At 63.9% G+C, this 20,034-nt stretch carries 20 protein-coding genes, 4 tRNA genes and 2 pseudogenes; 14 read left to right on the top strand and 12 right to left on the bottom strand.

Features of this window, described 5'->3' with window-relative positions; all coding sequences use genetic code 11:
- The first annotated feature begins 18 nt into the window (after positions 1 to 18).
- From era to acpS, 4 genes are all read left to right on the top strand, one after another.
- Complete coding sequence (gene era / locus KPB06_RS19155; protein WP_104012355.1) at positions 19 to 918, top strand: GTPase Era; 900 nt, start codon at positions 19 to 21, stop codon at positions 916 to 918.
- Positions 905 to 1,741: a DNA repair protein RecO gene (gene recO, locus KPB06_RS19150; RefSeq protein WP_059574001.1), complete on the top strand. Its 837-nt coding sequence runs from the start codon at positions 905 to 907 to the stop codon at positions 1,739 to 1,741. The genes era and recO overlap by 14 nt, the downstream gene beginning before the upstream one ends.
- Entirely contained in the window at positions 1,738 to 2,514 is a 777-nt protein-coding gene (gene pdxJ, locus KPB06_RS19145) for a pyridoxine 5'-phosphate synthase (protein WP_059574000.1), read from the top strand. Before recO ends, pdxJ begins: the two co-directional genes overlap by 4 nt.
- 81 nt (positions 2,515 to 2,595) lie before the next feature.
- Entirely contained in the window at positions 2,596 to 3,042 is a 447-nt protein-coding gene (acpS, locus tag KPB06_RS19140) for a holo-ACP synthase (RefSeq protein ID WP_059573999.1), read from the top strand.
- Between the two features lie 33 nt (positions 3,043 to 3,075).
- Here acpS and KPB06_RS19135 read toward each other — a convergent pair.
- Positions 3,076 to 3,294 (bottom strand): annotated as a pseudogene (locus KPB06_RS19135) (zinc ribbon domain-containing protein); the annotation flags it as partial.
- A gap of 136 nt (positions 3,295 to 3,430) precedes the next feature.
- Between KPB06_RS19135 and nagZ the strand changes: the two are divergent.
- Complete coding sequence (gene nagZ, locus KPB06_RS19130; protein WP_059573998.1) at positions 3,431 to 4,459, top strand: beta-N-acetylhexosaminidase; 1,029 nt, start codon at positions 3,431 to 3,433, stop codon at positions 4,457 to 4,459.
- Between the two features lie 173 nt (positions 4,460 to 4,632).
- On the opposite strand, the gene KPB06_RS19125 is transcribed toward nagZ, so the two are convergent.
- The 3 genes from KPB06_RS19125 to earP all read right to left on the bottom strand — a co-directional run bounded on the left by KPB06_RS19125 (position 4,633) and on the right by earP (position 8,174).
- A complete protein-coding gene (locus tag KPB06_RS19125) occupies positions 4,633 to 6,018 on the bottom strand; it encodes a sigma-54-dependent transcriptional regulator (protein ID WP_059573997.1) in 1,386 nt (461 codons plus the stop codon).
- 267 nt (positions 6,019 to 6,285) lie between these two features.
- The gene (gene efp / locus KPB06_RS19120; protein ID WP_059573996.1) at positions 6,286 to 6,843 is read right to left on the bottom strand and encodes an elongation factor P; all 558 of its coding nucleotides are present in this window, start codon (positions 6,841 to 6,843) and stop codon (positions 6,286 to 6,288) included.
- 137 nt (positions 6,844 to 6,980) lie between these two features.
- Positions 6,981 to 8,174 carry an elongation factor P maturation arginine rhamnosyltransferase EarP gene (gene earP / locus KPB06_RS19115; RefSeq protein WP_104012354.1) on the bottom strand — a complete coding sequence of 398 codons (1,194 nt, stop codon included), beginning with the start codon at positions 8,172 to 8,174 and terminating at the stop codon, positions 6,981 to 6,983.
- 76 nt (positions 8,175 to 8,250) lie between these two features.
- Here earP and uvrC point away from each other — a divergent pair, with 76 nt between their 5' ends.
- The 7 genes and pseudogenes from uvrC to KPB06_RS19080 all read left to right on the top strand — a co-directional run.
- Positions 8,251 to 10,284, top strand: coding sequence for an excinuclease ABC subunit UvrC (gene uvrC / locus KPB06_RS19110; RefSeq protein WP_059638288.1), 2,034 nt, complete (start codon positions 8,251 to 8,253; stop codon positions 10,282 to 10,284).
- 90 nt (positions 10,285 to 10,374) lie between these two features.
- Positions 10,375 to 10,962 (top strand): CDP-diacylglycerol--glycerol-3-phosphate 3-phosphatidyltransferase, encoded by a 588-nt coding sequence (gene pgsA / locus KPB06_RS19105; protein ID WP_011544951.1) that lies wholly within the window; start codon positions 10,375 to 10,377, stop codon positions 10,960 to 10,962.
- Between the two features lie 166 nt (positions 10,963 to 11,128).
- Positions 11,129 to 11,204: transfer RNA gene (locus tag KPB06_RS19100), tRNA-Gly, on the top strand.
- 53 nt (positions 11,205 to 11,257) lie between these two features.
- A tRNA-Gly gene (locus tag KPB06_RS19095) sits at positions 11,258 to 11,333 on the top strand.
- A gap of 51 nt (positions 11,334 to 11,384) precedes the next feature.
- Positions 11,385 to 11,460 (top strand) — tRNA-Gly (locus KPB06_RS19090).
- A 98-nt stretch (positions 11,461 to 11,558) separates the two neighbouring features.
- A tRNA-Cys gene (locus KPB06_RS19085) sits at positions 11,559 to 11,632 on the top strand.
- 186 nt (positions 11,633 to 11,818) lie between these two features.
- Positions 11,819 to 12,355, top strand: a pseudogene (locus tag KPB06_RS19080) (DNA adenine methylase); the annotation flags it as partial.
- Positions 12,356 to 12,394: 39 nt separating this feature from the next.
- Here the strand turns inward: KPB06_RS19080 and KPB06_RS19075 are convergent.
- Genes KPB06_RS19075 through KPB06_RS19055 form a run of 5 tightly spaced genes read right to left on the bottom strand, consistent with a single transcriptional unit; the run spans position 12,395 to position 14,993 of the window.
- Positions 12,395 to 13,105, bottom strand: coding sequence for an immunity 52 family protein (locus KPB06_RS19075; protein ID WP_104012353.1), 711 nt, complete (start codon positions 13,103 to 13,105; stop codon positions 12,395 to 12,397).
- 11 nt (positions 13,106 to 13,116) lie between these two features.
- Positions 13,117 to 13,725, bottom strand: a complete 609-nt coding sequence (locus KPB06_RS19070) for a restriction endonuclease fold toxin 5 domain-containing protein (protein WP_104012352.1) — start codon at positions 13,723 to 13,725, stop codon at positions 13,117 to 13,119.
- Complete coding sequence (locus KPB06_RS19065) at positions 13,607 to 14,080, bottom strand: hypothetical protein (protein WP_124657613.1); 474 nt, start codon at positions 14,078 to 14,080, stop codon at positions 13,607 to 13,609. Before KPB06_RS19065 ends, KPB06_RS19070 begins: the two co-directional genes overlap by 119 nt.
- Positions 14,073 to 14,576 (bottom strand): DUF4123 domain-containing protein, encoded by a 504-nt coding sequence (locus KPB06_RS19060; protein WP_099316206.1) that lies wholly within the window; start codon positions 14,574 to 14,576, stop codon positions 14,073 to 14,075. Before KPB06_RS19060 ends, KPB06_RS19065 begins: the two co-directional genes overlap by 8 nt.
- Before the next feature lie 3 nt (positions 14,577 to 14,579).
- Entirely contained in the window at positions 14,580 to 14,993 is a 414-nt protein-coding gene (locus KPB06_RS19055; protein ID WP_099316207.1) for a PAAR domain-containing protein, read from the bottom strand.
- A 753-nt stretch (positions 14,994 to 15,746) separates the two neighbouring features.
- Between KPB06_RS19055 and KPB06_RS19050 the strand changes: the two genes are divergently transcribed.
- Positions 15,747 to 16,415: a hypothetical protein gene (locus KPB06_RS19050; protein ID WP_179231716.1), complete on the top strand. Its 669-nt coding sequence runs from the start codon at positions 15,747 to 15,749 to the stop codon at positions 16,413 to 16,415.
- A gap of 180 nt (positions 16,416 to 16,595) precedes the next feature.
- Here the strand turns inward: KPB06_RS19050 and KPB06_RS19045 are convergent, their stop codons facing one another.
- On the bottom strand, positions 16,596 to 16,850 hold the full coding sequence (locus KPB06_RS19045; RefSeq protein ID WP_059573992.1) for a hypothetical protein: 255 nt from the start codon (positions 16,848 to 16,850) through the stop codon (positions 16,596 to 16,598).
- A gap of 194 nt (positions 16,851 to 17,044) precedes the next feature.
- On the opposite strand from KPB06_RS19045, the gene KPB06_RS19040 reads away from it, so the two are divergent.
- A complete protein-coding gene (locus KPB06_RS19040) occupies positions 17,045 to 18,523 on the top strand; it encodes a sensor domain-containing diguanylate cyclase (protein WP_099316208.1) in 1,479 nt (492 codons plus the stop codon).
- Between the two features lie 153 nt (positions 18,524 to 18,676).
- Here KPB06_RS19040 and KPB06_RS19035 read toward each other — a convergent pair whose 3' ends face one another.
- Together KPB06_RS19035 and KPB06_RS19030 are read right to left on the bottom strand one after the other, a co-directional pair.
- Positions 18,677 to 19,225 carry a GNAT family N-acetyltransferase gene (locus tag KPB06_RS19035; RefSeq protein WP_060313268.1) on the bottom strand — a complete coding sequence of 183 codons (549 nt, stop codon included), beginning with the start codon at positions 19,223 to 19,225 and terminating at the stop codon, positions 18,677 to 18,679.
- Between the two features lie 50 nt (positions 19,226 to 19,275).
- A complete protein-coding gene (locus tag KPB06_RS19030; protein ID WP_059638293.1) occupies positions 19,276 to 19,893 on the bottom strand; it encodes a helix-turn-helix domain-containing protein in 618 nt (205 codons plus the stop codon).
- Positions 19,894 to 20,034: the final 141 nt, after the last annotated feature.

Genomic DNA, 20,034 nt, shown 5'->3' with positions numbered 1-20,034 from the left:
ACCTGTCTCCCAAACGATATGAACACTCCCGCTCCTACCGGTTTCCGTTGCGGCATGATCGCGATCGTGGGCCGCCCGAACGTCGGCAAGTCGACGTTGATGAACGCACTCGTCGGCCAGAAGATCAGCATTACGTCGCGCAAGGCGCAGACGACCCGCCACCGCATCACCGGCATCAACACGTTCGACGACGCGCAATTCGTGTTCGTCGACACGCCCGGCTTCCAGACCCGTCACAGCACCGCGCTGAACCGTTCGCTGAACCGCGCGGTCACGTCGACGCTGACGTCGGTCGACGTGATCCTGTTCGTGATCGAGGCCGGCCGCTTCGGGCCCGACGACCAGAAGGTGCTCGACCTGATCCCGCCCGGCATGCCGACGCTGCTGATCGCGAACAAGATCGACCGCGTGAACGACAAGGCCACGCTGTTCCCGTTCATGCAGAAGGTGAGCGAGCTGCGCGAATTCACCGAGCTCGTGCCGCTGTCGGCGCAGAAGCCGGAAGACATCAAGCGCCTGCTGGAGACGATCAAGCCGTACCTGCCGGAAGGCGAGCCGATCTACGGCGAGGACGAACTGACCGACCGCAGCTCGCGCTTCCTCGCGGCCGAAATCCTGCGTGAGAAGGTGTTCCGCTGGACCGGCGACGAACTGCCGTACACGAGCACCGTGCTGATCGACAAGTTCGAGGAGGAGGGCCGCCTGAAGCGCATCTTCGCGACGATCCTCGTCGAGCGCGATTCGCACAAGGCGATGGTGATCGGCAAGAAGGGCGAGAAGCTCAAGCAGATCAGCACCGAGGCGCGGATGGACATGGAAAAGCTGTTCGACGGCCCCGTGTACCTCGAGACCTTCGTGAAGGTGAAGAGCGGCTGGGCCGACAACGAGGCGGGGCTGCGTGCCTATGGGTACGAATGACGCGCTGACGTCGACCGAAGACGCGGTGACGGCCGGTGCGAACGACGCGCCGCTGCCGGCACCGCCCGAACCGCCGCGCAAGGCGCGGCGCGCGACGTCTCGCACGTCCGATTTCCGCGTCGCCGAGCAGCCGGCGTTCGTGCTGCACAGCTATCCGTATCGGGAAACGAGCCTGATCGTCGACGTGCTGACGCGCGACCACGGCCGGCTCGCGCTCGTCGCGAAGGGCGCGAAGCGCCCGCACTCCGCGTTGCGCGGCGTATTGCAGACCTTCCAGCCGCTGCTGCTGTCGTGGTCGGGCAAATCCGAGGTGCGCACGCTGACGGGCGCCGAATGGGTCGGCGGGATGCTGCCGCTCGGCGGCGACGGGCTGTTGTGCGGTTTCTACGCGAACGAGCTGCTCGTGAAATTCTGCGCGCGCGAGGATCCCCAGCCGCCGCTGTTCAATCATTACGTGCTGACGCTCACGCGGCTCGCGCACGGCGAGCCCGCCGTGCAGGTGCTGCGCTCGTTCGAGCGCGTGCTGCTGCGCGAGACCGGCTATGCGATGGCGCTGAACCGCACGGTCGCCCGCCGTGCGGTCGAACCCGACCGGCGCTACGTGTTCGATCCCGAGCGTGGCGTGCGCAACGCGGACGACGACGTGCCGTCGCACTGGCCGGTCATCACCGGGCAGACGTTGCTCGACATGGAGCAGGACGATTACCATCGAGCCCAGACGGTTGCGCAGAGCAAGACGCTGATGCGCTTCCTGCTGAACACCTATCTCGGCGGTACGCCGCTCGCCACGCGTCAGATCCTGATCGACCTGCAAAACCTATGAGCTTCTTCCTGACAACGCCCACCGCCATCGACCTCGGCGTGAACATCGACCACGTCGCGACGCTGCGCAATGCACGCGGCACGCGCTATCCCGATCCGATCCGCGCGGCGCTCGCCGCCGAAGAGGCGGGCGCGGACGCGATCACGCTGCACTTGCGCGAGGATCGCCGCCACATCGTCGACGCCGACGTGCGCGAGCTGCGCCCGCTGCTGAAGACGCGCATGAACCTCGAATGCGCGGTGACGGCCGAGATGCTCGACATCGCCTGCGAAGTGCGTCCGCACGATGCGTGCCTCGTGCCGGAGAAGCGCGCGGAACTGACGACCGAAGGCGGTCTCGACGTGGCCGGCCACTTCGAGGCCGTGCGGGCGGCGTGCAGGCAGCTTGCCGACGCGGGTGTGCGCGTGTCGCTGTTCATCGACCCGGACGACACGCAGATTCGCGCCGCCCACGAAGCAGGTGCGCCGGTGATCGAGCTGCATACGGGCCGCTACGCCGAAGCGCACGACGAAGCGCAGCAGCAGCGCGAATACGAGCGTATCGTCGCGGGCGTGCAGACCGGCGCGCAGCTGGGCCTGAAGGTCAATGCGGGCCATGGGCTGCACTACACGAACGTGCAGCAGATCGCCGCGATCGACGGCATCGTCGAGCTGAACATCGGCCACGCGATCGTCGCGCACGCGATCTTCGCGGGCTGGGACAACGCGGTGCGCGAGATGAAGGCGATCATGGTCGCCGCACGCGTCGCCGCGCTGCACGGCGGCGCGCGCTGACGATGCGAGGCTGCCGCGCCCCGCACGCCGTTCGCGACGCTCTTGACCCGGCCTCGCCGGGCCACCCCCGCGGAGACTGACATGGCGATCTACGGTATCGGTACCGACATCGCGCAAGTGAGCCGCGTCGCGGCCGTGCTCGAGCGCACGGGCGGCCGGTTTGCCGAGAAGGTGCTCGGCCCCGACGAGCTACGCGTGTTCCACGCCCGGCGCGCGCGCTCCGAGGCGCGCGGCATCGCGTTTCTCGCGACGCGCTTCTCCGCGAAGGAAGCGTTCTCGAAGGCGATCGGGCTCGGCATGCACTGGCCGATGACGTGGCGTGCACTGCAGACGCTCAATCATCCGAGCGGCGAGCCGTACGTGGTCGCATCGGGCGAGCTGGCCGACTGGCTGGCCGCGCGCGGCATCACGGCGCGCGTGACGGTCAGCGACGAACGCGACTACGCGGTGTCGTTCGTGATCGCCGAGACGGACGCTGAAACGGCCGCCGCGCGTGCCCCTGCACCTGTTTCCCGAACCTCCTCCTGACGGAATTCCCGATTCGTTGACGTCATCCACCGCCTAAAGGCGGTGGATTCCCACACCTGGCGATGCATGTCCGCATCGGAGAATGTTCAGCGCAGCGTTGGTATCTCGATCATGCACGACACCACAGCCACTGCAGGCCCACTCTCTTATTCTCAGTCCCGCGATACCTTTCGGCCGCGCCGTGCTGCCTTGCGACCCGCACGCCGAACAGGACTGGGTCGAACCGCTTTCGTCGACTTCCTCGAACGTAGCAGTCCGTTGAGCGACTTCACGCGGTAGCGGTAGACAAGGATCATGCAGGTGATCCTAACCCGTGGAAGAAGCTGCCTGTCAACAGCACCCCTTTCCTTCCCGCCATCAATGGCGGAGTTTCTCGGAGCAAATTCTGATGAAAACGACTCCCGGCCCGGTCATGCTCGACGTCGTCGGCACGGCCTTGTCGCGCGACGATGCGCGGCGCCTCGCGCATCCGAATACCGGCGGCGTGATCCTGTTCGCGCGGCACTTCCAGAATCGTGCGCAGCTGACCGCGCTGACCGACTCGATCCGCGCGGTGCGCGAAGACATCCTGATCGCCGTCGATCACGAAGGCGGGCGCGTGCAGCGGTTCCGTACCGACGGCTTTACCGTGCTGCCCGCCATGCGCCGCCTCGGCGAACTGTGGGATCGCGACGTGCTGCTCGCGACGAAGGTCGCGACTGCCGTCGGCTACATCCTGGCCGCCGAACTGCGCGCATGCGGGATCGACATGAGCTTCACGCCGGTGCTCGACCTCGACTACGGGCACTCGAAGGTGATCGGCGATCGGGCGTTCCATCGCGACCCGCGCGTCGTCACGCTGCTCGCGAAGAGCCTGAATCACGGGCTGTCGCTCGCGGGCATGGCGAACTGCGGCAAGCATTTCCCGGGGCACGGCTTCGCGGAAGCCGATTCGCACGTCGCGCTGCCGACCGACGACCGCACGCTCGACGCGATCCTCGAACAGGACGTCGCGCCGTACGACTGGCTCGGGCTGTCGCTGGCCGCGGTGATTCCGGCGCACGTGATCTACACGCAGGTCGACAAGCGGCCGGCCGGGTTCTCGCGCGTGTGGCTGCAGGACATCCTGCGCGGCAGGCTCGGCTTCACGGGCGCGATCTTCAGCGACGACCTGTCGATGGAGGCCGCCCGCGAAGGCGGCACGCTCACGCAAGCAGCCGACGCCGCGCTCGCCGCCGGTTGCGACATGGTGCTCGTCTGCAACCAGCCGGACGCGGCCGAGGTCGTGCTGAACGGACTGAAGGCGCGGGCCTCGGCCGAATCGGTGCGGCGCCTCAAGCGGATGCGCGCGCGCGGCAAGGCGCTCAAGTGGGACAAGCTGATCGCGCAACCCGAGTATCGGCAGGCGCGGGCGCTGTTGAACAGCGCGCTCGCGTAAGCGGGCAGGGATGGCGCGAGTCGCGCCGTTCCGGTCTCCCCGAACGAAAGGCCGCGCAGTCGCGCGGCTTTTTTACGTGTTGCGACAGCCCTGAGTCGGGCAGTCGCCGGAGCGGGCTTTGATGCAACTAACGGTAAAACTCGACCAGCGCCCGCATGCAGGGGCGCGTCCGCTCAGTTCACCTTCATCCGTTGCAGCTTGTTGTACAGCGTCTTCGGGCTGATGCCGAGCAGCGTCGCCGCGCGGTGGCGCGTACCGCCGACCGCGTCGAGCGTTGCCCGGATCAGCAGATCCTCGACGTCGGACAGCGGCGTGCCGACCTTGATCTGCACGCTGCTGCCGTTCAGTGCGGCGCCAGCAGAGAAGCTGGCCTCGCCGGCGCGCAGCGTCTCGATGAAGTCGCCTGATGCGTCGTACGCGAAGCGCACGCGTTCCCGCAACTCGCGCACGTTGCCCGGCCATTCGTAGGACAGGCATTCGCGCACGAAGCCCGGCGCCGCGCGCTTGTCGGTCGTGCTGCGGCCGGTCGCGCGCGCTTCGCGGTTCAGTTCGTCGATCTGCGCATCCGCGATCGCGAGTGCGTCGCCGTCGCGTTCGCGCAGCGGCGGCATCGTGATCGACGCCGCGTCGAGGCGCAGCCACAGATCCTCGCGCAGCGTGCCGTTCGCCACCGCTTCGCGCGCCGGGCGGCGCGTGGCCGCGATCAGCCGGAAATCGCTGGTGATCGAGCTCGTGCCGCCGATCCGCATGAAGTTCTGCGAATCGAGCGCGTGCAGCAGCGCTTCCTGCAGCACGAGCGGCAGTGCGGTGATTTCGTCGAGGAACAGCGTGCCGCCGCCGGCCTGTTCGAACAGGCCGGATTCGCGGCGCTCGGCGCCGTCGAACGCGCCGCGTTCGTGGCCGAACAGCACGCTGTCGAGCGAGGCGCCGTGCCGGCCGGCCTGTGCGAGCATGCGGCAGTCGAACGACACGAACGGCCCTTTGCGGCGCCGGCTCAGCTCGTGCAGCGTGCGCGCGGCCAGCTTCTTGCCGGTGCCGGCCTCGCCGGAGAACAGCACGGCCGTTTCGGTGTGGGCGTTGTGCTCGATCATGTCGTACACGTGCTGCATCGCGTCGCTGCGGCCGACCAGCGCGCCGAAGCGGCCGAGATGGCGCAGCGACGCACGCAGCGACTGTACTTCGTCGATCAGCTCGTACGGGCGGGGAATCCGCGCGAGCAGGCTGCGCAGGCGCGGAATGTTGATCGGCTTGAGCAGGTAGTCCCAGATGCCGTGGCGCAAGCCCTCGATGGCGCTCTCGACCGTCGCGTTGCCCGTCAGCACGATCACCGGCAGCGAGCCGTTCGGCTGTTGCTGCGGCAGGTGCTGGAGCAGGTCGAACCCGCTGCCGTCCGGCAGGTTCAGGTCGACGAGCACGACGTCGGGAATCGAGCGGCCGAGCGCCGTGCGCGCTTCGGCGAGCGACGTGGCCGTGTCGACCGAGAAGCCGTCCGCGGCGAGCAGCGCGGTGAGGCCTGACAGGCTGTTGGGATCGTCTTCGACAATCAGGGCGTGTGGCATGGTGGACGCGAGTCGAGTCAAGAGAGGCGGGCTGTCGGCCAGCGGACCGCAGCCGCATGTCGGATTAAAGATTGATTTTATGCCCCGCCGAACGCGTCACGCGCATTATTTCTCCGGCGCTATAAAACAGTTACCGATGATACAAATTGAATATCTTTACCGGTGGCTTTTGTGCTGCGCATGGTTGCTGCCTGCGGCAGCTGTTGGCGCCAGACAAACAAAAAGCGCCCCGAAGGGCGCTTTGTTCGACGCGGATATCGCTGGCGCTTATGCGCGGCTGCGGTATTCGTTCGTGCGCGTATCGATTTCGATCTTGTCGCCGGTGTTGCAGAACAGCGGCACTTGCAGTTCGAAGCCGGTCGCGAGCTTCGCGTTCTTCAGCACCTTGCCCGACGACGTGTCGCCCTTGACGGCCGGTTCCGTGTAGGTGATTTCGCGAACGAGGATCGTCGGCAGTTCGACCGAGATCGCCTTCTCGTTGTAGAACACGACTTCGCAAGCCATGCCGTCTTCGAGGTAGTTCAGCGCTTCGCCCATCATTTCGGCTTCGACTTCGTACTGGTTGTAGTCGGCGTCCATGAACACGTACATCGGGTCGGCGAAGTACGAGTACGTCACTTCCTTGCGGTCGAGCACGACGACGTCGAACTTGTCGTCGGCCTTGTAGACCGATTCCTGGCCCGCGTTCGTCAGCAGGTTCTTCATCTTCATCTTGACGACGGCGGCGTTACGGCCCGACTTGTTGTATTCCGTCTTTGCGATGACCCAGGCATCGTTGCCGATCTGCACGACGTTGCCTACGCGGAGTTCCTGTGCGGTTTTCATAAAAAAACTGTCCTGATCAAATCAAATAAATAAGTGCCTGAGCGGTGCACAACGGGTGAGGCGCCAAGCAGATGCGTTCCGGTGGGCGCCCAAAGCTCAAACGCGAGCGCTTGCGTGGCCAGCCGTCGGATAACCGCTTATTTTAACTGAGATTTTGCGTATTCCGCCAGCTTTCCGGCGAGATCGCCAACGGCCGCGAGCGCGTCGGCCCAGCGGGCCGCATTGGCGTCCAGGGCGGCGCGGTGTTGCCAGAAATCGGCCCAGTCCGGCGTGCCGGCGCCGTTCCACGCGTGCCAGAACCGCTCGAGCGCCGTGCGGGGCGCGTCGGCGAGGCCGGCCGACAGGTGCGCGAGCGCGGCATCGAGCTTCGGCAGGTGCACGTCGTCGGCCTGCGGGTAGATGTGCCACACGAACGGCTTGCGCGCCCATTGCGCACGGACGAACGAATCCTCGCCGCGCACGAAATTCAGATCGGCGACCCACAGCAGCGGATCGTAGTCGGCCTGCGGAACGAACGCGAGCCCATGGGCGGTCAGGTTGCCGCTACGAGCGAGCGCGCCGGCGCCGAACGATTCGGCCCCGAAAAAACGCGCGACGGCGGGCGACAGGCGCCCGGCCGGCACGAGCGCGACCACCGGCGACGGGCCGTCGCGCCACTGCGCGAGCAGTGCATCGACGGCGGGATTCTCGTAGGCGAACAGGCTGACGACCGTCGTGCCGGGCGCCGGCGGCGCGCCGCCGGTCGCGCGCCGCCACCACGCGGCGCGGGCTGCCGGATCGGCGTCGAAGGCCGTGCGGCGCGCGTCGAGGTCGCGCTCCTTCGGCACGCCGCCGGTGCCCGCCGACAGGCCCGGGAAGAAGAACGTCTTCAGCAGCGGGTAGCGCGGATGCGGCGACGGCCGCAAATGGAAATCGGCGACCCAGTCCTCGGCGCTCAGGTATTCGAGGTTGATCCACACGGGGCGCCGCGCGCGCCGCGCCATCGCCGCGAGATAGGGAGCGGGCAGCTCGCACGCGAACGCCTCGATCACGACATCGGCGATGTCCAGCGCGTCGCCGACGTCCGCATGCCAGTGCTCGATCACGATCGCGTCGACCGTCTGCCGCGCGGCGTCGGGATCGACCTGCGGCAGCAGGCGCGCGAACGTGTGCAGGTCGTCGACGAACAGGCGAACCTGCCAGCCGTGCTCGTGCGCGAGCTGGCGCGCGACGCGCCAGCACACGCCGATGTCGCCGAAGTTGTCGATCACCGTGCAGAAGAGGTCGCAGGCGATCGGTTCGCCCGGCGCGAGCGGGACGGCGCGGAGGGGGATGGCGGTGGGGCGTGGCATCGAAGCGGGCCGGTGAATGCTCTAAACTGGCGATTCTAATAGACCCGTTCCGCGTTACAAGGCGCCCGGATCACGCATGACATCCCCAGAAGCCTCCGATACTCCGTTCGAACCGAAGAAGATCCTTGCGCAGTTGCCGCACATGCCGGGTGTCTATCGCTATTACGACACGGCGGGCGCCGTCCTCTACGTCGGCAAGGCGCGCGACCTGAAAAAGCGCGTGTCGAGTTATTTCACGAAGACGCAGCTGTCGCCGCGCATCGCGATGATGGTCACGCGCATCGCGCGCATCGAGACGACCGTCACGCGCTCGGAAGCCGAGGCGCTGCTGCTCGAGAACAATCTCATCAAGGCGCTCGCACCGCGTTACAACATCCTGTTTCGCGACGACAAGTCGTATCCGTACCTGAAGCTCACCGCGCACCGCTTTCCGCGGATGGCCTACTACCGCGGCTCGGTCGACAAGCAGAACCAGTATTTCGGGCCGTTCCCGAGCGCGTGGGCCGTGCGCGAGAGCATCCAGATCCTGCAGCGCGTGTTCCAGTTGCGTACCTGCGAGGATTCGGTCTTCAACAACCGCACGCGGCCGTGCCTGCTGCATCAGATCGGGCGGTGCACGGCGCCGTGCGTCGGCGCGATCTCCGACGAGGATTACGCGGTCGACGTGTCGAACGCCGCGCGGTTTCTGCTCGGCCGGCAGTCCGAAGTGATGAAGGAACTCGAGCAGAAAATGCACGCGTTCGCGGCCGAGCTGAAATTCGAGCAGGCGGCGGCCGTGCGCAACCAGATGAGCTCGCTCGCGACCGTGCTGCACCAGCAGGCGATCGAGGTCGGCAGCGACAGCGACGTCGACATCCTGGCGGTCGTCGCGCAGGGCGGACGCGTGTGCGTGAACCTGGCGATGGTGCGCGGCGGCCGGCATCTCGGCGACAAGGCGTATTTTCCGACGCACGTCGAAAGCGCGCTGACGCTCGCCGAAGGCGGGCTCGGTGAAGAGGCCGAGCCGGCGGAGGCGATCGACGCGCCGGCCGATGCAGTGCCCGACCAGCCCGCGCAAGAGGCCGGCGGCGCGCGTGCCACGGCGGCGGCCTCGGTCGAGGCCGAGGTGCTCGATGCGTTCATCGCGCAGCACTATCTTGGCAACCGCGTGCCGCCGGTGCTCGTCGTCAGCCATGCGCCCGCGAGCCGCGACCTGCTCGAGCTGCTGTCCGAGCAGGCTGGCCACAAGGTGTCGCTGGTGCGGCAGCCGCAGGGGCAGCGGCGCGCGTGGCTGTCGATGGCGGAGCAGAACGCGCGGATCGCGCTCATGCGGCTGCTGTCCGAACAAGGGTCGCAGCAGGCGCGCACACGCGCGCTCGCGGAGACGCTCGGCTACGACAGCGACGATCTTGCGACGCTGCGGATCGAATGCTTCGACATCAGCCACACGATGGGCGAGGCGACGCAGGCGTCGTGCGTCGTCTATCACCACCACAAGATGCAGTCGAGCGAGTACCGCCGCTACAACATCACGGGCATCACGCCGGGCGACGATTACGCGGCGATGCGGCAGGTGCTCACGCGCCGCTACGAGAAGATGGTCGAGCAGGCCGCGCAGGCGGCCGCCGCCGACGAAGCGGCCGGCATCGACGGCGAGTCGACGCGCCAGGCAGAGGCGTCGAGCCTGCTGCCGAACATCGTGCTGATCGACGGCGGCAAGGGCCAGGTCGAGATCGCGCGGCAGGTGTTCACCGAGCTTGGGCTCGATACGTCGATGCTGGTCGGCGTCGCGAAAGGCGAGGGGCGCAAGGTCGGCCTCGAGACGCTGGTGTTCGCGGACGGCCGCGCGCCGCTCGAGCTCGGCAAGGAGAGCGCCGCGCTGATGCTCGTCGCGCAGATCCGCGACGAGGCGCACCGCTTCGCGATCACCGGCATGCGGGCGAAGCGGGCGAAGGCGCGCCAGACGTCGCGGCTGGAGGAGCTCGAGGGCGTCGGCGCGAAGCGCCGGCAGCGGTTGCTCGCGCGCTTCGGCGGGTTGCGCGGCGTGGTGGCCGCGAGTGTCGAGGAACTGGCGAGCGTCGAAGGCATTTCGCACGCGCTCGCCGAGCAGATCTACAAGCAGCTTCACTGACGCGGCCGTGCGGCCGGCGGCGTTGCCAGCGTTCTTGTGGCAGGCCGGTCGACACGGCACAATTGCGAATCCTTTACTGTCCCGCATGCCATGCCGTTCAATTTCCCGATTTTCCTGACGTGGGTACGGATCGTGCTGATTCCGCTCGTCGTCGGCGTGTTCTATCTGCCGGACACGGTGATGGGCGGCGCGCACCGCAATCTCGCGGCGGCGGCGATCTTCATCCTCGCCGCGCTGACCGACTGGTTCGACGGATTCCTCGCCCGCAAGTGGAACCAGACGTCGTCGTTCGGCGCATTTCTCGACCCGGTGGCGGACAAGCTGATGGTGACGGCCGCGCTGCTGATCCTCGTGCAGATATCGCGGGTCGACGCGGCGATCGCGCTCGTGATCGTCGGTCGCGAGATCGCGATTTCGGCGCTGCGCGAATGGATGGCGCAGATCGGCGCGTCGAAGAGCGTCGCGGTGAACCAGCTCGGCAAGTTCAAGACCGCGTGCCAGATGGTCGCGATTCCGATGCTGCTGTTCTACGGGCCGCTGCCGCTCGGCGTCGTGACGATCGATACGCGCGTGTGGGGCGAGTGGCTGATGTATCTCGCGGCGGTGCTGACGATCTGGTCGATGCTGTACTACATGAAGCTCGCGTGGCCGCAGATTCGCGAGCGCGGCGGCGCGTGACCCGCGTCGCCTCTGCGCGTCTGCCTCCGCGCAGTCTCGGTGGCAGCGGTTTTTGTAAAAAGGGCTGGAAAAGCCCTTGACATACGAATGTGCCTTCGACATAATCTCGCTTCTCCGCTGCACGACGAAGTGAATGTGTGACGGAGAAGCAGTAGTGCAGCAATACGCGGGAGTAGCTCAGTTGGTAGAGCGCAACCTTGCCAAGGTTGAGGTCGCGAGTTCGAGACTCGTCTCCCGCTCCAGATTTTTTCTGGCAGCGCGTGGTACGGCGAAGCGCTGCAGATGCAGGACACATGCGGGAGTAGCTCAGTTGGTAGAGCGCAACCTTGCCAAGGTTGAGGTCGCGAGTTCGAGACTCGTCTCCCGCTCCAGATTTTTCCGGCAGCGTGTGGTACGGCGAAGCGCTGCAGATGCAGGACAATGCGGGAGTAGCTCAGTTGGTAGAGCGCAACCTTGCCAAGGTTGAGGTCGCGAGTTCGAGACTCGTCTCCCGCTCCAAGTCATGGGAAGCCACGCTTCCCTTTTTATTTGATGGACTTCCGGTCCTCGAATAAAAATCTGTCGCTTGCCTCACGGCATCCGGACAGTCCGCTTTTGGCGCGATAGCAAAGCGGTTATGCAGCGGCCTGCAAAGCCGTTTAGGCCGGTTCGACTCCGGCTCGCGCCTCCAAGTAGAACGAGATAAAGCCCTGAGAAATCAGGGCTTTTCTTTTTTCTGCGGCGCTTTCATTCTTGTAATAGAGTTGCCTAGAGTGGTACAAAGTCGCCTCTAACCACTCAAGAAACACGCGTAACCACGCCTAAGTCGGCTCTTTGGCCGTATAGGTGAGTTCGCATTAGCGCATGGCAACCAAGCGTGTTCGAGTGGTTGAAGCAGACGATCCCGGAAACCCTCACCGATATCCAGCGTGCTGCGAGGTTCTATTACCTGCAGAAAAGTTGCTTTGGCGGGAAGTTGGAGGGGCAAACTTTCGGGACGCGAACCGAACATCCGCCGGGCCTGAACCTGTTGCGGCTTGAAGAAGAATTGTCGGCGGCTCACTTGCGGCTCGCGAACGCGTATATCGAGAGGCTGGATTGGGCCGCGTGTATCGATCGATATGACCGACCGCACACACTGTTCTACCTCGATCCACCGTATTACGAGACGGAAGGGTATGGCGTGCCGTTTCCGTTCGGCGAGTACGAGAAGATGGCGCAACGGCTGCGGTCGATCAAAGGGCGCGCGATCGTGAGCCTCAATGACCATCCGGACATTCGGCGCGTGTTCGACGGATTTCACATCGAGACCGTGCCGATTCAATACACGGTCGGCGGTGGGAGGGGTGTCGAGCGAAACGAACTGATTATTTTCAACTGGGACGACGCAGCGCAGCCCGTGGGTCTGTTCTAGTCGAAGGTGTCGGCGCGAAACATCGTGCCGACACCGCGCTTACAGATCGTCGAAAGCGGGAAGGAGATCTTGCTCCACGAGTCGGATCTCGATGCGGTTAGCAGCTTCGATGTGCTCGGGGTTCTTCGTCGAGAACGGTGCGTCGGTAGTGCTGACGATGATGGTGCCGGTTTGGTTCTTTCCGGGCTCAGGCGTGGCCACCACTTCGCGTGCCTCGGGGACCTGCTGCTGCGTAATCACGGTGGGCAGGTAGATCATCCAGCCGACGCCGGGCTTGTCGTCAAACACCTGTCGTGCCGCGTAGCTTCTCGGGCCGACAGCGGCGTATGCGGGTTTGAATGCAGCCGTAGCAGCACGAACGATTTTCAACACTGAATCCAGATTGCTGAGAATCGTCTTGTTCGACAGAGAAAGTTCGAACGTGTTGACGTAGCCCGGTTCGTTGAGATGGCACGAAATGGTTGTGCCTTCGTTGATGTCCTCGTTACCGTCCCAAAGGCTCACGTATGTTGCATCCGGATGATCGCCAAACTTGTGTTTCAGTACAGCGAGAATGGCGGTCGATGGTGAGCCATCGTCGAATGCCTGATATAGCCGTGCTTCCTCTCGGCTCTGCCCGCGTGCATACCATTGATTGATCGTCGGCTCGATCTCGGCGAGCGCATGTGTGACGACTTGAATGCGTGACAAGACTTCAGCGAAGTTGGTCGGCTCAAGTGAGTCATCCTTGAATTTCAGTCTGATATCCATGATCGTCGCGGTTAAGGTTGCCAGACGGATGCTACTTTATTCTCGATCAAGGCTGGGAGCATGTACTCGCGCAATTCGGCTTCTTCGAAGAACCACTTCAAGCGGGCCGGTGGGTTCATATTCACCTTCTTCGCTTGGGTATTCAGTTGGCTAAACAGAGATTCGTATCCCTCGAACCACGTTTGCGCCTTCATCTCGCCTTCGTCGTTTCGTCTAAGGAACTGAGCATAGTGTGACTTCGCTTCTTGAAGCAGGCATTCTGCTGGTACGAACCCGTCAAACTCAGTGCCGAGCCAAACCCACTCTTCGTTCCATCCTTCTTCGATGCTGTACGGCCGCCCGGTTATCCGCCCTTGATACTTGCGGGAGCGAGGCGACATGTTGTGCTTTTTGTTTTCCGCGGCCCCAGTCTCTTCAGGCGGGCATTTTTTGCATTTTTCCCCCGTGCGCGGGACAGCCTTGGCGTCGGTCTTGGCCTTGCTCTCATCCTTCGTCGTGTCGCTAGACAGGCTCGCCGTTCCCGCCAGTCCGATCCCTCCCAATAAGGCGGCGCCAGCGCGCGCCAAGACCGGCCCAAGCTCCGCCAATACCCCCTCCAGTAGTGGAAGTGCTGCTCCCATGCTCAAACCCCCCGTTGTATTCCGGATGTTCGACGCGCCACTTTATGACGCGCAAGTAGTCGTGAAATCGTTCGTCTGGTGATCGGCCTGGACGTGTGAGCCACGCGTGCGTGGCGGGCTTCGTGTAGAAGCTAGGCGCGTACGCTTCGATTCGCAGAAACGCTTCCACGTTTTCATCTGCATGGATGCCGAGTTGACGCGCGGCGTTGTATGCGTTCCATAGACGCGTTGACAGAGTGTTGTCGTCGGCAAGTTTGGGATCGGCTTTGACAAGATCCTGCCTGACGCGCTCGACGTATCCGCGCGCGTCGATCTCGGCAAGGCCGGCGATCTGTTCGCTGGTCAGCTCAAGCATGCGGGTGTACTCCCCTGAGTATTCCATTTACTTCGACAAGCCAGTCGAATGTCGGCACGAAGAACTGCATGCGCTGCGTGAATTCCATCAGCGAAGCCACGTCGGCCATGATTCGGGCATCGTAGAAGCGGAGCAGGGCAGTGCTTCCATCCGGCAAGCGTACGTCGAGCCGGCCGCGCAGCTCGTCAGCGAGTGATTCGATCGGATATGCGCTGATCAGCCACGACACACCGGTGGAGCTGCTGGCCATGGTGGAGAGGGTTCGCCGAATATTGCCAGCGGCCGTCTCGTACGCAAACAGCCATGGCCCAGCGTCTGCGAGTGACGCGTCCTGCGTGCCGTCGAATACGGCTATGGCCGACTGCGATCGTTGGGGCGATGAACCGCCGGCCGCATCAGCGTACAGAAGGCCATCGACAAGGGCGTACAGATGCACCTGCATGGTCAACTGCTGTTGACGCTTGATGAAGTAAGCCTCGATCGAATTTCCGGTCATGGGCTATCCGCGCGCGATCATCGTCGCGGCATTCTCGGCCGCGGCTTTCAGGCATTCGAGACAGAGCGTCGGCGAGGGGGCAAGCGCTGCAGCCGCGGCTGCGACAGCTGCGACTGCGCCGCCCGACGTCGCTTCGCCTGATCCGACGTCGTCGAATGTCGCGGACGACTGCGAGGCGATCAACGTCGCTCCGCACGCGGTTTTCATGCCCTCGACGGCGGTTTCTCGTCCGTCGAACGTGTGCGAGTATTGCCGCCCCGTCGGCAGGATCGGAAAGACCCCCTTGCACTGCGGGCAAAGTACCTTGTGTCCGACGCCGGCAACGGGCTTTCCATCAATGGTCGAGGTCGCGCTGCCCTCCAGCACGCGGCCGCCATGCGTCGTCGTATCGCCGACGCAGATCATGGCTCTGGCCATATGTTCTCTCGTAGGTTTGGTTTTCGTATGAATTTACCATTTCCGGGGGAACGTCTGATCGTTGGCCACCTCGCGCTCAGTCAACTATTGTCAATCGAAGCGAGCGCCGTCGATCATGCGGCGGAGCTGGTCAAGCGCGAACGAATCGGGATAGCCGTTCTTCTTCAGCTCCAGCTCGGCCGCGCAGACCATTTTTTCCATGAGCCGCAGCGCTCGGCGGACATGCACCACTGACCTGCCGTGGATTTTTGGGCCTCGCGTGCGAGCCAGTCTGTCTGCGAAGTGCTTGACGGAGCGAGGCAATCGCATCGGGCGAGAGGATCGTCATGGTGCAGGCGAAAAGTTACTTTGGCGGCTCGCGTCGGCCCAGATCTTCTCTCGCGAAGTTCGCATTTCAGCCAAGAACCGCCATTGAAAGATAGAATTTGAGCAGCCGTACTATTTCGTTTGCGGACATTCGTGCTGAACGTGTAGGTGGCCGCTGCAGGGGCGAGTGGGCGACTTCCCCTACATCGGTACGAGCAACCTTTCCGCTAAACTCTGCGGACTAACATCTCACAAAGACGGACGCACATGGCAGGGGCCCACAAGATTACACCTTCAAACCCACGACTCTCGTCGCCGCTCGCCTTGGTCAACCAGATGATCGCGGATATGTCGCGTCAACGCTCGTTGCTTGTGCGCGCGACAGTCGGGATATTGCTTGTCGCCAGCGTGTTTTCAGGGTGTGCGCCCCTATCGGCGTCTGCGCCGATGGATCCTCAACAACGATCTGCCGCAGAGCAGCGGAATGCAAATGCGTTGTATAGCCAGAAAGTGTTGGCATATAAGCCGATGTTTGAGAATCCTGGCGGCTATGGTCGAGCGCAGATACTGGAAGCGTACGAGGCAGTGCTGCAGCAGTACTCCGCCGCAGCAATCGCTTATGCCCGCACCATTTATCCCGAGGCTCGACAGACGCTTCCACCTTCCCTGCAGCCATTGCCGACGCCGTCGGGGCCGGTCACGCTGGCGGTTGTCAATCGCGACTACGAACATGTGCTCGGAATGGACGCTGCTTTGTGGGAGATGAATATGGCGGCAAAGTTCGGGCGACCATCCAAGTTGCCGATACCGAAATACACCGGCCCTGTGCTCATCATGCCGCCTGCGCCACCGTTACCGCCCCTGCAGGATGTTCGCGATCCAAAGTTCGCGCGGCTCGTGACCATGACGAAGAAACTCGACGATGCGCAGAAGGCCGATCTGGCACGAGAGCAAGCCGCGATCGAGCAACAGTATGCCGACCAAGCCGCGTGGAGGGCTCGACACCCCACGGGGCAGTATGACCACATCGACCCGAGGACCGGACTACCGTATGCGCCTCCGCAACAGGAGACGCAGCGATGGTGCATGATGGGCGGTGGCCGGGTGCCTTGCTGAAACAGATCTGTTGGCGGTGTGCGCTTCCCAAATCGTCCATTGGGTTGATCTGGAGTACTCGCCGGTAGTAGACGTCCCATTCTAGGGGGCTGCGCCGATCATTCGCAAAGTGGCTAATTTGAGTGGCTAATCAACGTAGATCATTGAATTTGCAAGTTTCGCCACGGCCTGCAAAGCCGTTTAGGCCGGTTCGACTCCGGCTCGCGCCTCCAAGTAAGAAAAGAAAAAGCCCTGAGAAATCAGGGCTTTTTCTTTTTGTGCGCCGAGCATGGGCGCCCGCCTGCGGGTGCTAGTCCCGACATAACTGATCACCGCAAATACAGCGAAGCGAAACTGCACGAGGGTGGAAGCGTGGTGCAATGATGCGCTGATCGGCATGTGTCGCCGCACGGGCCGGCTGACCGTGGCGGGCCTCACATATTCTGTCGGGAACATGGTTTCCTCATATTATTTAATAATCTCGGAAGAGCGGGCCACCGGTACTGTTTTGTCGGCGCTTCACGTTCGATAGACTCTAGCCGTTTCCGGTTTTCGGTCAGTTTGGCGCTGCACCCGTCAATGCGTCGAGCCGATCCTGTATGCGCACTCACGCCCGGTGCGGGCGTGCACAATGAGCAGCGAGGAGATTCATGCAACCCCGGACGGCAGCCCCTTATTTCGTTGTGGCAGTCGGTGTCGTGATCGCATGCGCGCTGATGGGCCTGTGCGTGCTGCAACTGTTCCAAAGCCGCCATGACGCACTGGAGCGGGCCAGCGAAACCTCGCGCAATCTCGGCCTGATGGCCGAGCGCGACATCGAGCGCAACTTCGAACTCTACGATCTGTCCTTGCAGGCGCTGATCCATGGTCTGCAACGTCCCGACGTGATGGCAGCGGCGCCCGCGCTGCGGCGGGGCGTGTTGTTCGATCATGCAATGACGGCGCAATTCATCGGATCCCAACTGGTGCTCGATGCCGACGGAAACATCATTCTGGATTCGGCCAACGACGTGCCGCGCAAGGGCAATTTTGCCGATCGCAAGTACTTCACCGTCCATCGCGACAACCCGAACGTGGGGCTCTATGTCAGCGACCCATTCGCGTCGCGCTTGCGCGCCGGCATGCTCAGCATTGCGCTGTCGCGGCGCATATCGAATCCGGATGGCTCGTTTGCCGGTATCGCGCTGATCGCGATCAACCTCGAATATTTCCACAAGCTGTTCGCCGGATTGTCATTGGGACAACATGGCTCGATATCGCTGATCGGCAAGGACGGCATCATGATCATGCGGCAGCCGTACGACGTCCGGACTATCGGCCGCGATCTCGGCAAGGCCGCAACGTTTCAGCGCTTCCGGCGCGCACCCGATGGCTCGTTCTCGGAAACGTCGTCGATCGACGGCGTGCGCCGTCTCTACTACTTCAAGAATTTTCCGAGTCTGCCACTGATCATCATGGTCGCAGAGGCGGAGCAGGACATTTATGCCGCGTGGCGCCGCCGCGCCACGACGATCGGTCTACTCGTCGCGACATTCGGCGCAGCCTTCATTGCGCTATCCGTATTTCTCAGCGCGCAGCTGCGGCGTCGGATGCGCGCCGAATCCGAGCTCGAACTGCTGGCTCGCACCGACGGGCTCACCGGCCTCAACAATCGCCGCACCTTTGGCGAGGTTCTGGACCGGGAGTGGCGCCGTGCGCGGCGAGCCCATTCCGTTTTCTCGTTGCTGTTCGTCGATGTCGATCGTTTCAAGGCCTACAACGATACCTATGGTCACCAGGCGGGCGACGATGCGCTGGCTGCAGTCGCGCGCTGCATCGGCGACAACATTCGCCGACCGATCGATACAGCGGCTCGCTACGGCGGAGAGGAATTCGTCGTGCTGCTGCCTGACACACCAGAGACGGGGGCAGCCCAGACTGCTGAACGAATACGCGCGGCGATCAACGAACTGGCGCTCGAGCACGCGGGAAGCGAATACGGGCGCGTGACCGCCAGTATCGGGTTGGCGAGTTGGGTGCCGGATCAGGACGGCGAGCCTGGAGCGATCATCAAGGCGGCCGACGAGGCGTTGTATTACGCGAAGGCAACCGGTCGGAACAAGGTTTCCAGCTTTCAGTCGTCGGTTTGACGGTGGCCCACCCGCGGAGGATTGTCGAAGTTATTTTCGTTTCGGGCCGTCGGTGACTCCGCGAAGACTTGTCATTTACGGACGAGAAAAGTCCCGCGGGGCACTTCCTTTGCCGCGTCGCGGTGGGTGCGACGGCCGCCACGCGAGGCGAGATCACCCGTCCACCGGCTGTGCCGGCGTCTCGAGCTTCAACTGATAGAACGCCGCATCGAGCCAGCGGCCGAACTTGAATCCCGCTTCCGCGATCGTGCCTGCGTGCACGAACCCCAGCTTCGTATGCAGTGCGATGCTGCCGGCATTGGCCGCGTCGATGCAGCCCACCAGCACGTGCACCTGCGCTTCGCGTGCACGCCGGACCACTTCGCGCAGCAGCAGTTCGCCGAGCCCGCGACCGCGCTGGTCCTGGCGCACGTAGACGCTGTGTTCGACCGTGTACTTGAACGCCGGAAATGCGCGGAACGTGCCCCAGCTCGCGAAGCCGAGCAGCGTGCCCGCCGCGTCGACGGCGCCGATGACCGGAAAGCCGCCCGCGCGCTTCGTCGCGAACCACGCGACCATCGCTTCCGGCGGGCGCGGCCGGTAGTCGTACAGCGCGGTCGAGTTCAGGATCGCGTCGTTCAGGATCTCGAGGATGGCCGCTGCGTGTTCGGCCTCGCTGCAATCGATCAGGCGCACGTCGTCGCGCGGTGTCGGGGAATTCATGCGGGTTCCTTCCTGTTGGCTTTAAACCGCTTGCGCACGCGATGCACGCATCACGCGCTCCGCACGGCGGCGGATGCATCGCAGATCGCGACGACATAGCGCGCGGCATGCGACGACGGATTGCTGAAGATCAGCGGCTGGTCGAGCCGCATGGCCAGACAGTCGCCTTCGTGAAGTTCGTGGAGCGTGTCGCCGAACGTGACGTCGACGCGGCCGCTGATGATCCACACCTGCTGATGCAGCGCGCTTTCGCGCCCGCCGCTGTCGTACGCGACGCGCGCGCCGGGCGGGAAATCGACCTCGACGAGCTGGAGCGGCGACGGCCAGCCGGCCGGCGACAGGTTGCGCCGCACATAGCCGGACGCCGGATCGCGCCATTCGACCTGCTGCGCGCGCCGTGCGAGCGGCTGGGCGGGCGCATCGTTCCGGTCGCCGCCGAACAGCCCGGCCAGCGATACGCCGAGGCCGGCCGCGAGCTTGTCGAGCACGACGGCGGTCGGGCTGGCCGATGCGCGTTCGATGAGCGAGATCATCGAACGGCTGACGCCGGAGCGCGCGGCGAGCGCGTCGAGCGTGTAGCCTCGAACGGTGCGCAGATCGCGCACGCGCCGGGCAATGCGTTCGTTGATGCCGGTATCGTCGGCTGCGGTGATCGCAGATTCTTTCATGATGGATTGATTTTCCAGCAAACTGGAATTCGATGTCAACGGCATTCGCCGCGGCTCGTCGAGCGAGGCGGGAGTCGAATGGCTTGCCCGGGCGTCGCGTGCGGCGTAATATACGAAACAGCTACGTTTCGTTTAATTGGG

The sequence above is a fragment of the Burkholderia semiarida genome, assembly GCF_029268935.1.
Classification (GTDB): domain Bacteria; phylum Pseudomonadota; class Gammaproteobacteria; order Burkholderiales; family Burkholderiaceae; genus Burkholderia; species Burkholderia semiarida.
The sequence above is the reverse complement of the archived record's forward strand: the minus strand, read 5'-3'. Positions and strand labels throughout refer to the sequence as shown.

Coding starts and splice junctions, on each gene's coding strand:
- KPB06_RS19060 (WP_099316206.1), bottom strand. CDS start 14,576: ATGACCGGAAATTCGATCGAGGCTTACTTCATCAAGCGTCAACAGCAG.
- nagZ (WP_059573998.1), top strand. CDS start 3,431: ATGAAAACGACTCCCGGCCCGGTCATGCTCGACGTCGTCGGCACGGCC.
- pdxJ (WP_059574000.1), top strand. CDS start 1,738: ATGAGCTTCTTCCTGACAACGCCCACCGCCATCGACCTCGGCGTGAAC.
- recO (WP_059574001.1), top strand. CDS start 905: ATGGGTACGAATGACGCGCTGACGTCGACCGAAGACGCGGTGACGGCC.
- KPB06_RS19035 (WP_060313268.1), bottom strand. CDS start 19,225: ATGAATTCCCCGACACCGCGCGACGACGTGCGCCTGATCGATTGCAGC.
- pgsA (WP_011544951.1), top strand. CDS start 10,375: ATGCCGTTCAATTTCCCGATTTTCCTGACGTGGGTACGGATCGTGCTG.
- KPB06_RS19055 (WP_099316207.1), bottom strand. CDS start 14,993: ATGGCCAGAGCCATGATCTGCGTCGGCGATACGACGACGCATGGCGGC.
- KPB06_RS19070 (WP_104012352.1), bottom strand. CDS start 13,725: ATGGGAGCAGCACTTCCACTACTGGAGGGGGTATTGGCGGAGCTTGGG.
- acpS (WP_059573999.1), top strand. CDS start 2,596: ATGGCGATCTACGGTATCGGTACCGACATCGCGCAAGTGAGCCGCGTC.
- uvrC (WP_059638288.1), top strand. CDS start 8,251: ATGACATCCCCAGAAGCCTCCGATACTCCGTTCGAACCGAAGAAGATC.
- earP (WP_104012354.1), bottom strand. CDS start 8,174: ATGCCACGCCCCACCGCCATCCCCCTCCGCGCCGTCCCGCTCGCGCCG.
- KPB06_RS19040 (WP_099316208.1), top strand. CDS start 17,045: ATGCAACCCCGGACGGCAGCCCCTTATTTCGTTGTGGCAGTCGGTGTC.
- era (WP_104012355.1), top strand. CDS start 19: ATGAACACTCCCGCTCCTACCGGTTTCCGTTGCGGCATGATCGCGATC.
- KPB06_RS19075 (WP_104012353.1), bottom strand. CDS start 13,105: ATGGATATCAGACTGAAATTCAAGGATGACTCACTTGAGCCGACCAAC.
- KPB06_RS19125 (WP_059573997.1), bottom strand. CDS start 6,018: ATGCCACACGCCCTGATTGTCGAAGACGATCCCAACAGCCTGTCAGGC.
- KPB06_RS19050 (WP_179231716.1), top strand. CDS start 15,747: ATGGATCCTCAACAACGATCTGCCGCAGAGCAGCGGAATGCAAATGCG.
- efp (WP_059573996.1), bottom strand. CDS start 6,843: ATGAAAACCGCACAGGAACTCCGCGTAGGCAACGTCGTGCAGATCGGC.
- KPB06_RS19065 (WP_124657613.1), bottom strand. CDS start 14,080: ATGCTTGAGCTGACCAGCGAACAGATCGCCGGCCTTGCCGAGATCGAC.
- KPB06_RS19045 (WP_059573992.1), bottom strand. CDS start 16,850: ATGTTCCCGACAGAATATGTGAGGCCCGCCACGGTCAGCCGGCCCGTG.
- KPB06_RS19030 (WP_059638293.1), bottom strand. CDS start 19,893: ATGAAAGAATCTGCGATCACCGCAGCCGACGATACCGGCATCAACGAA.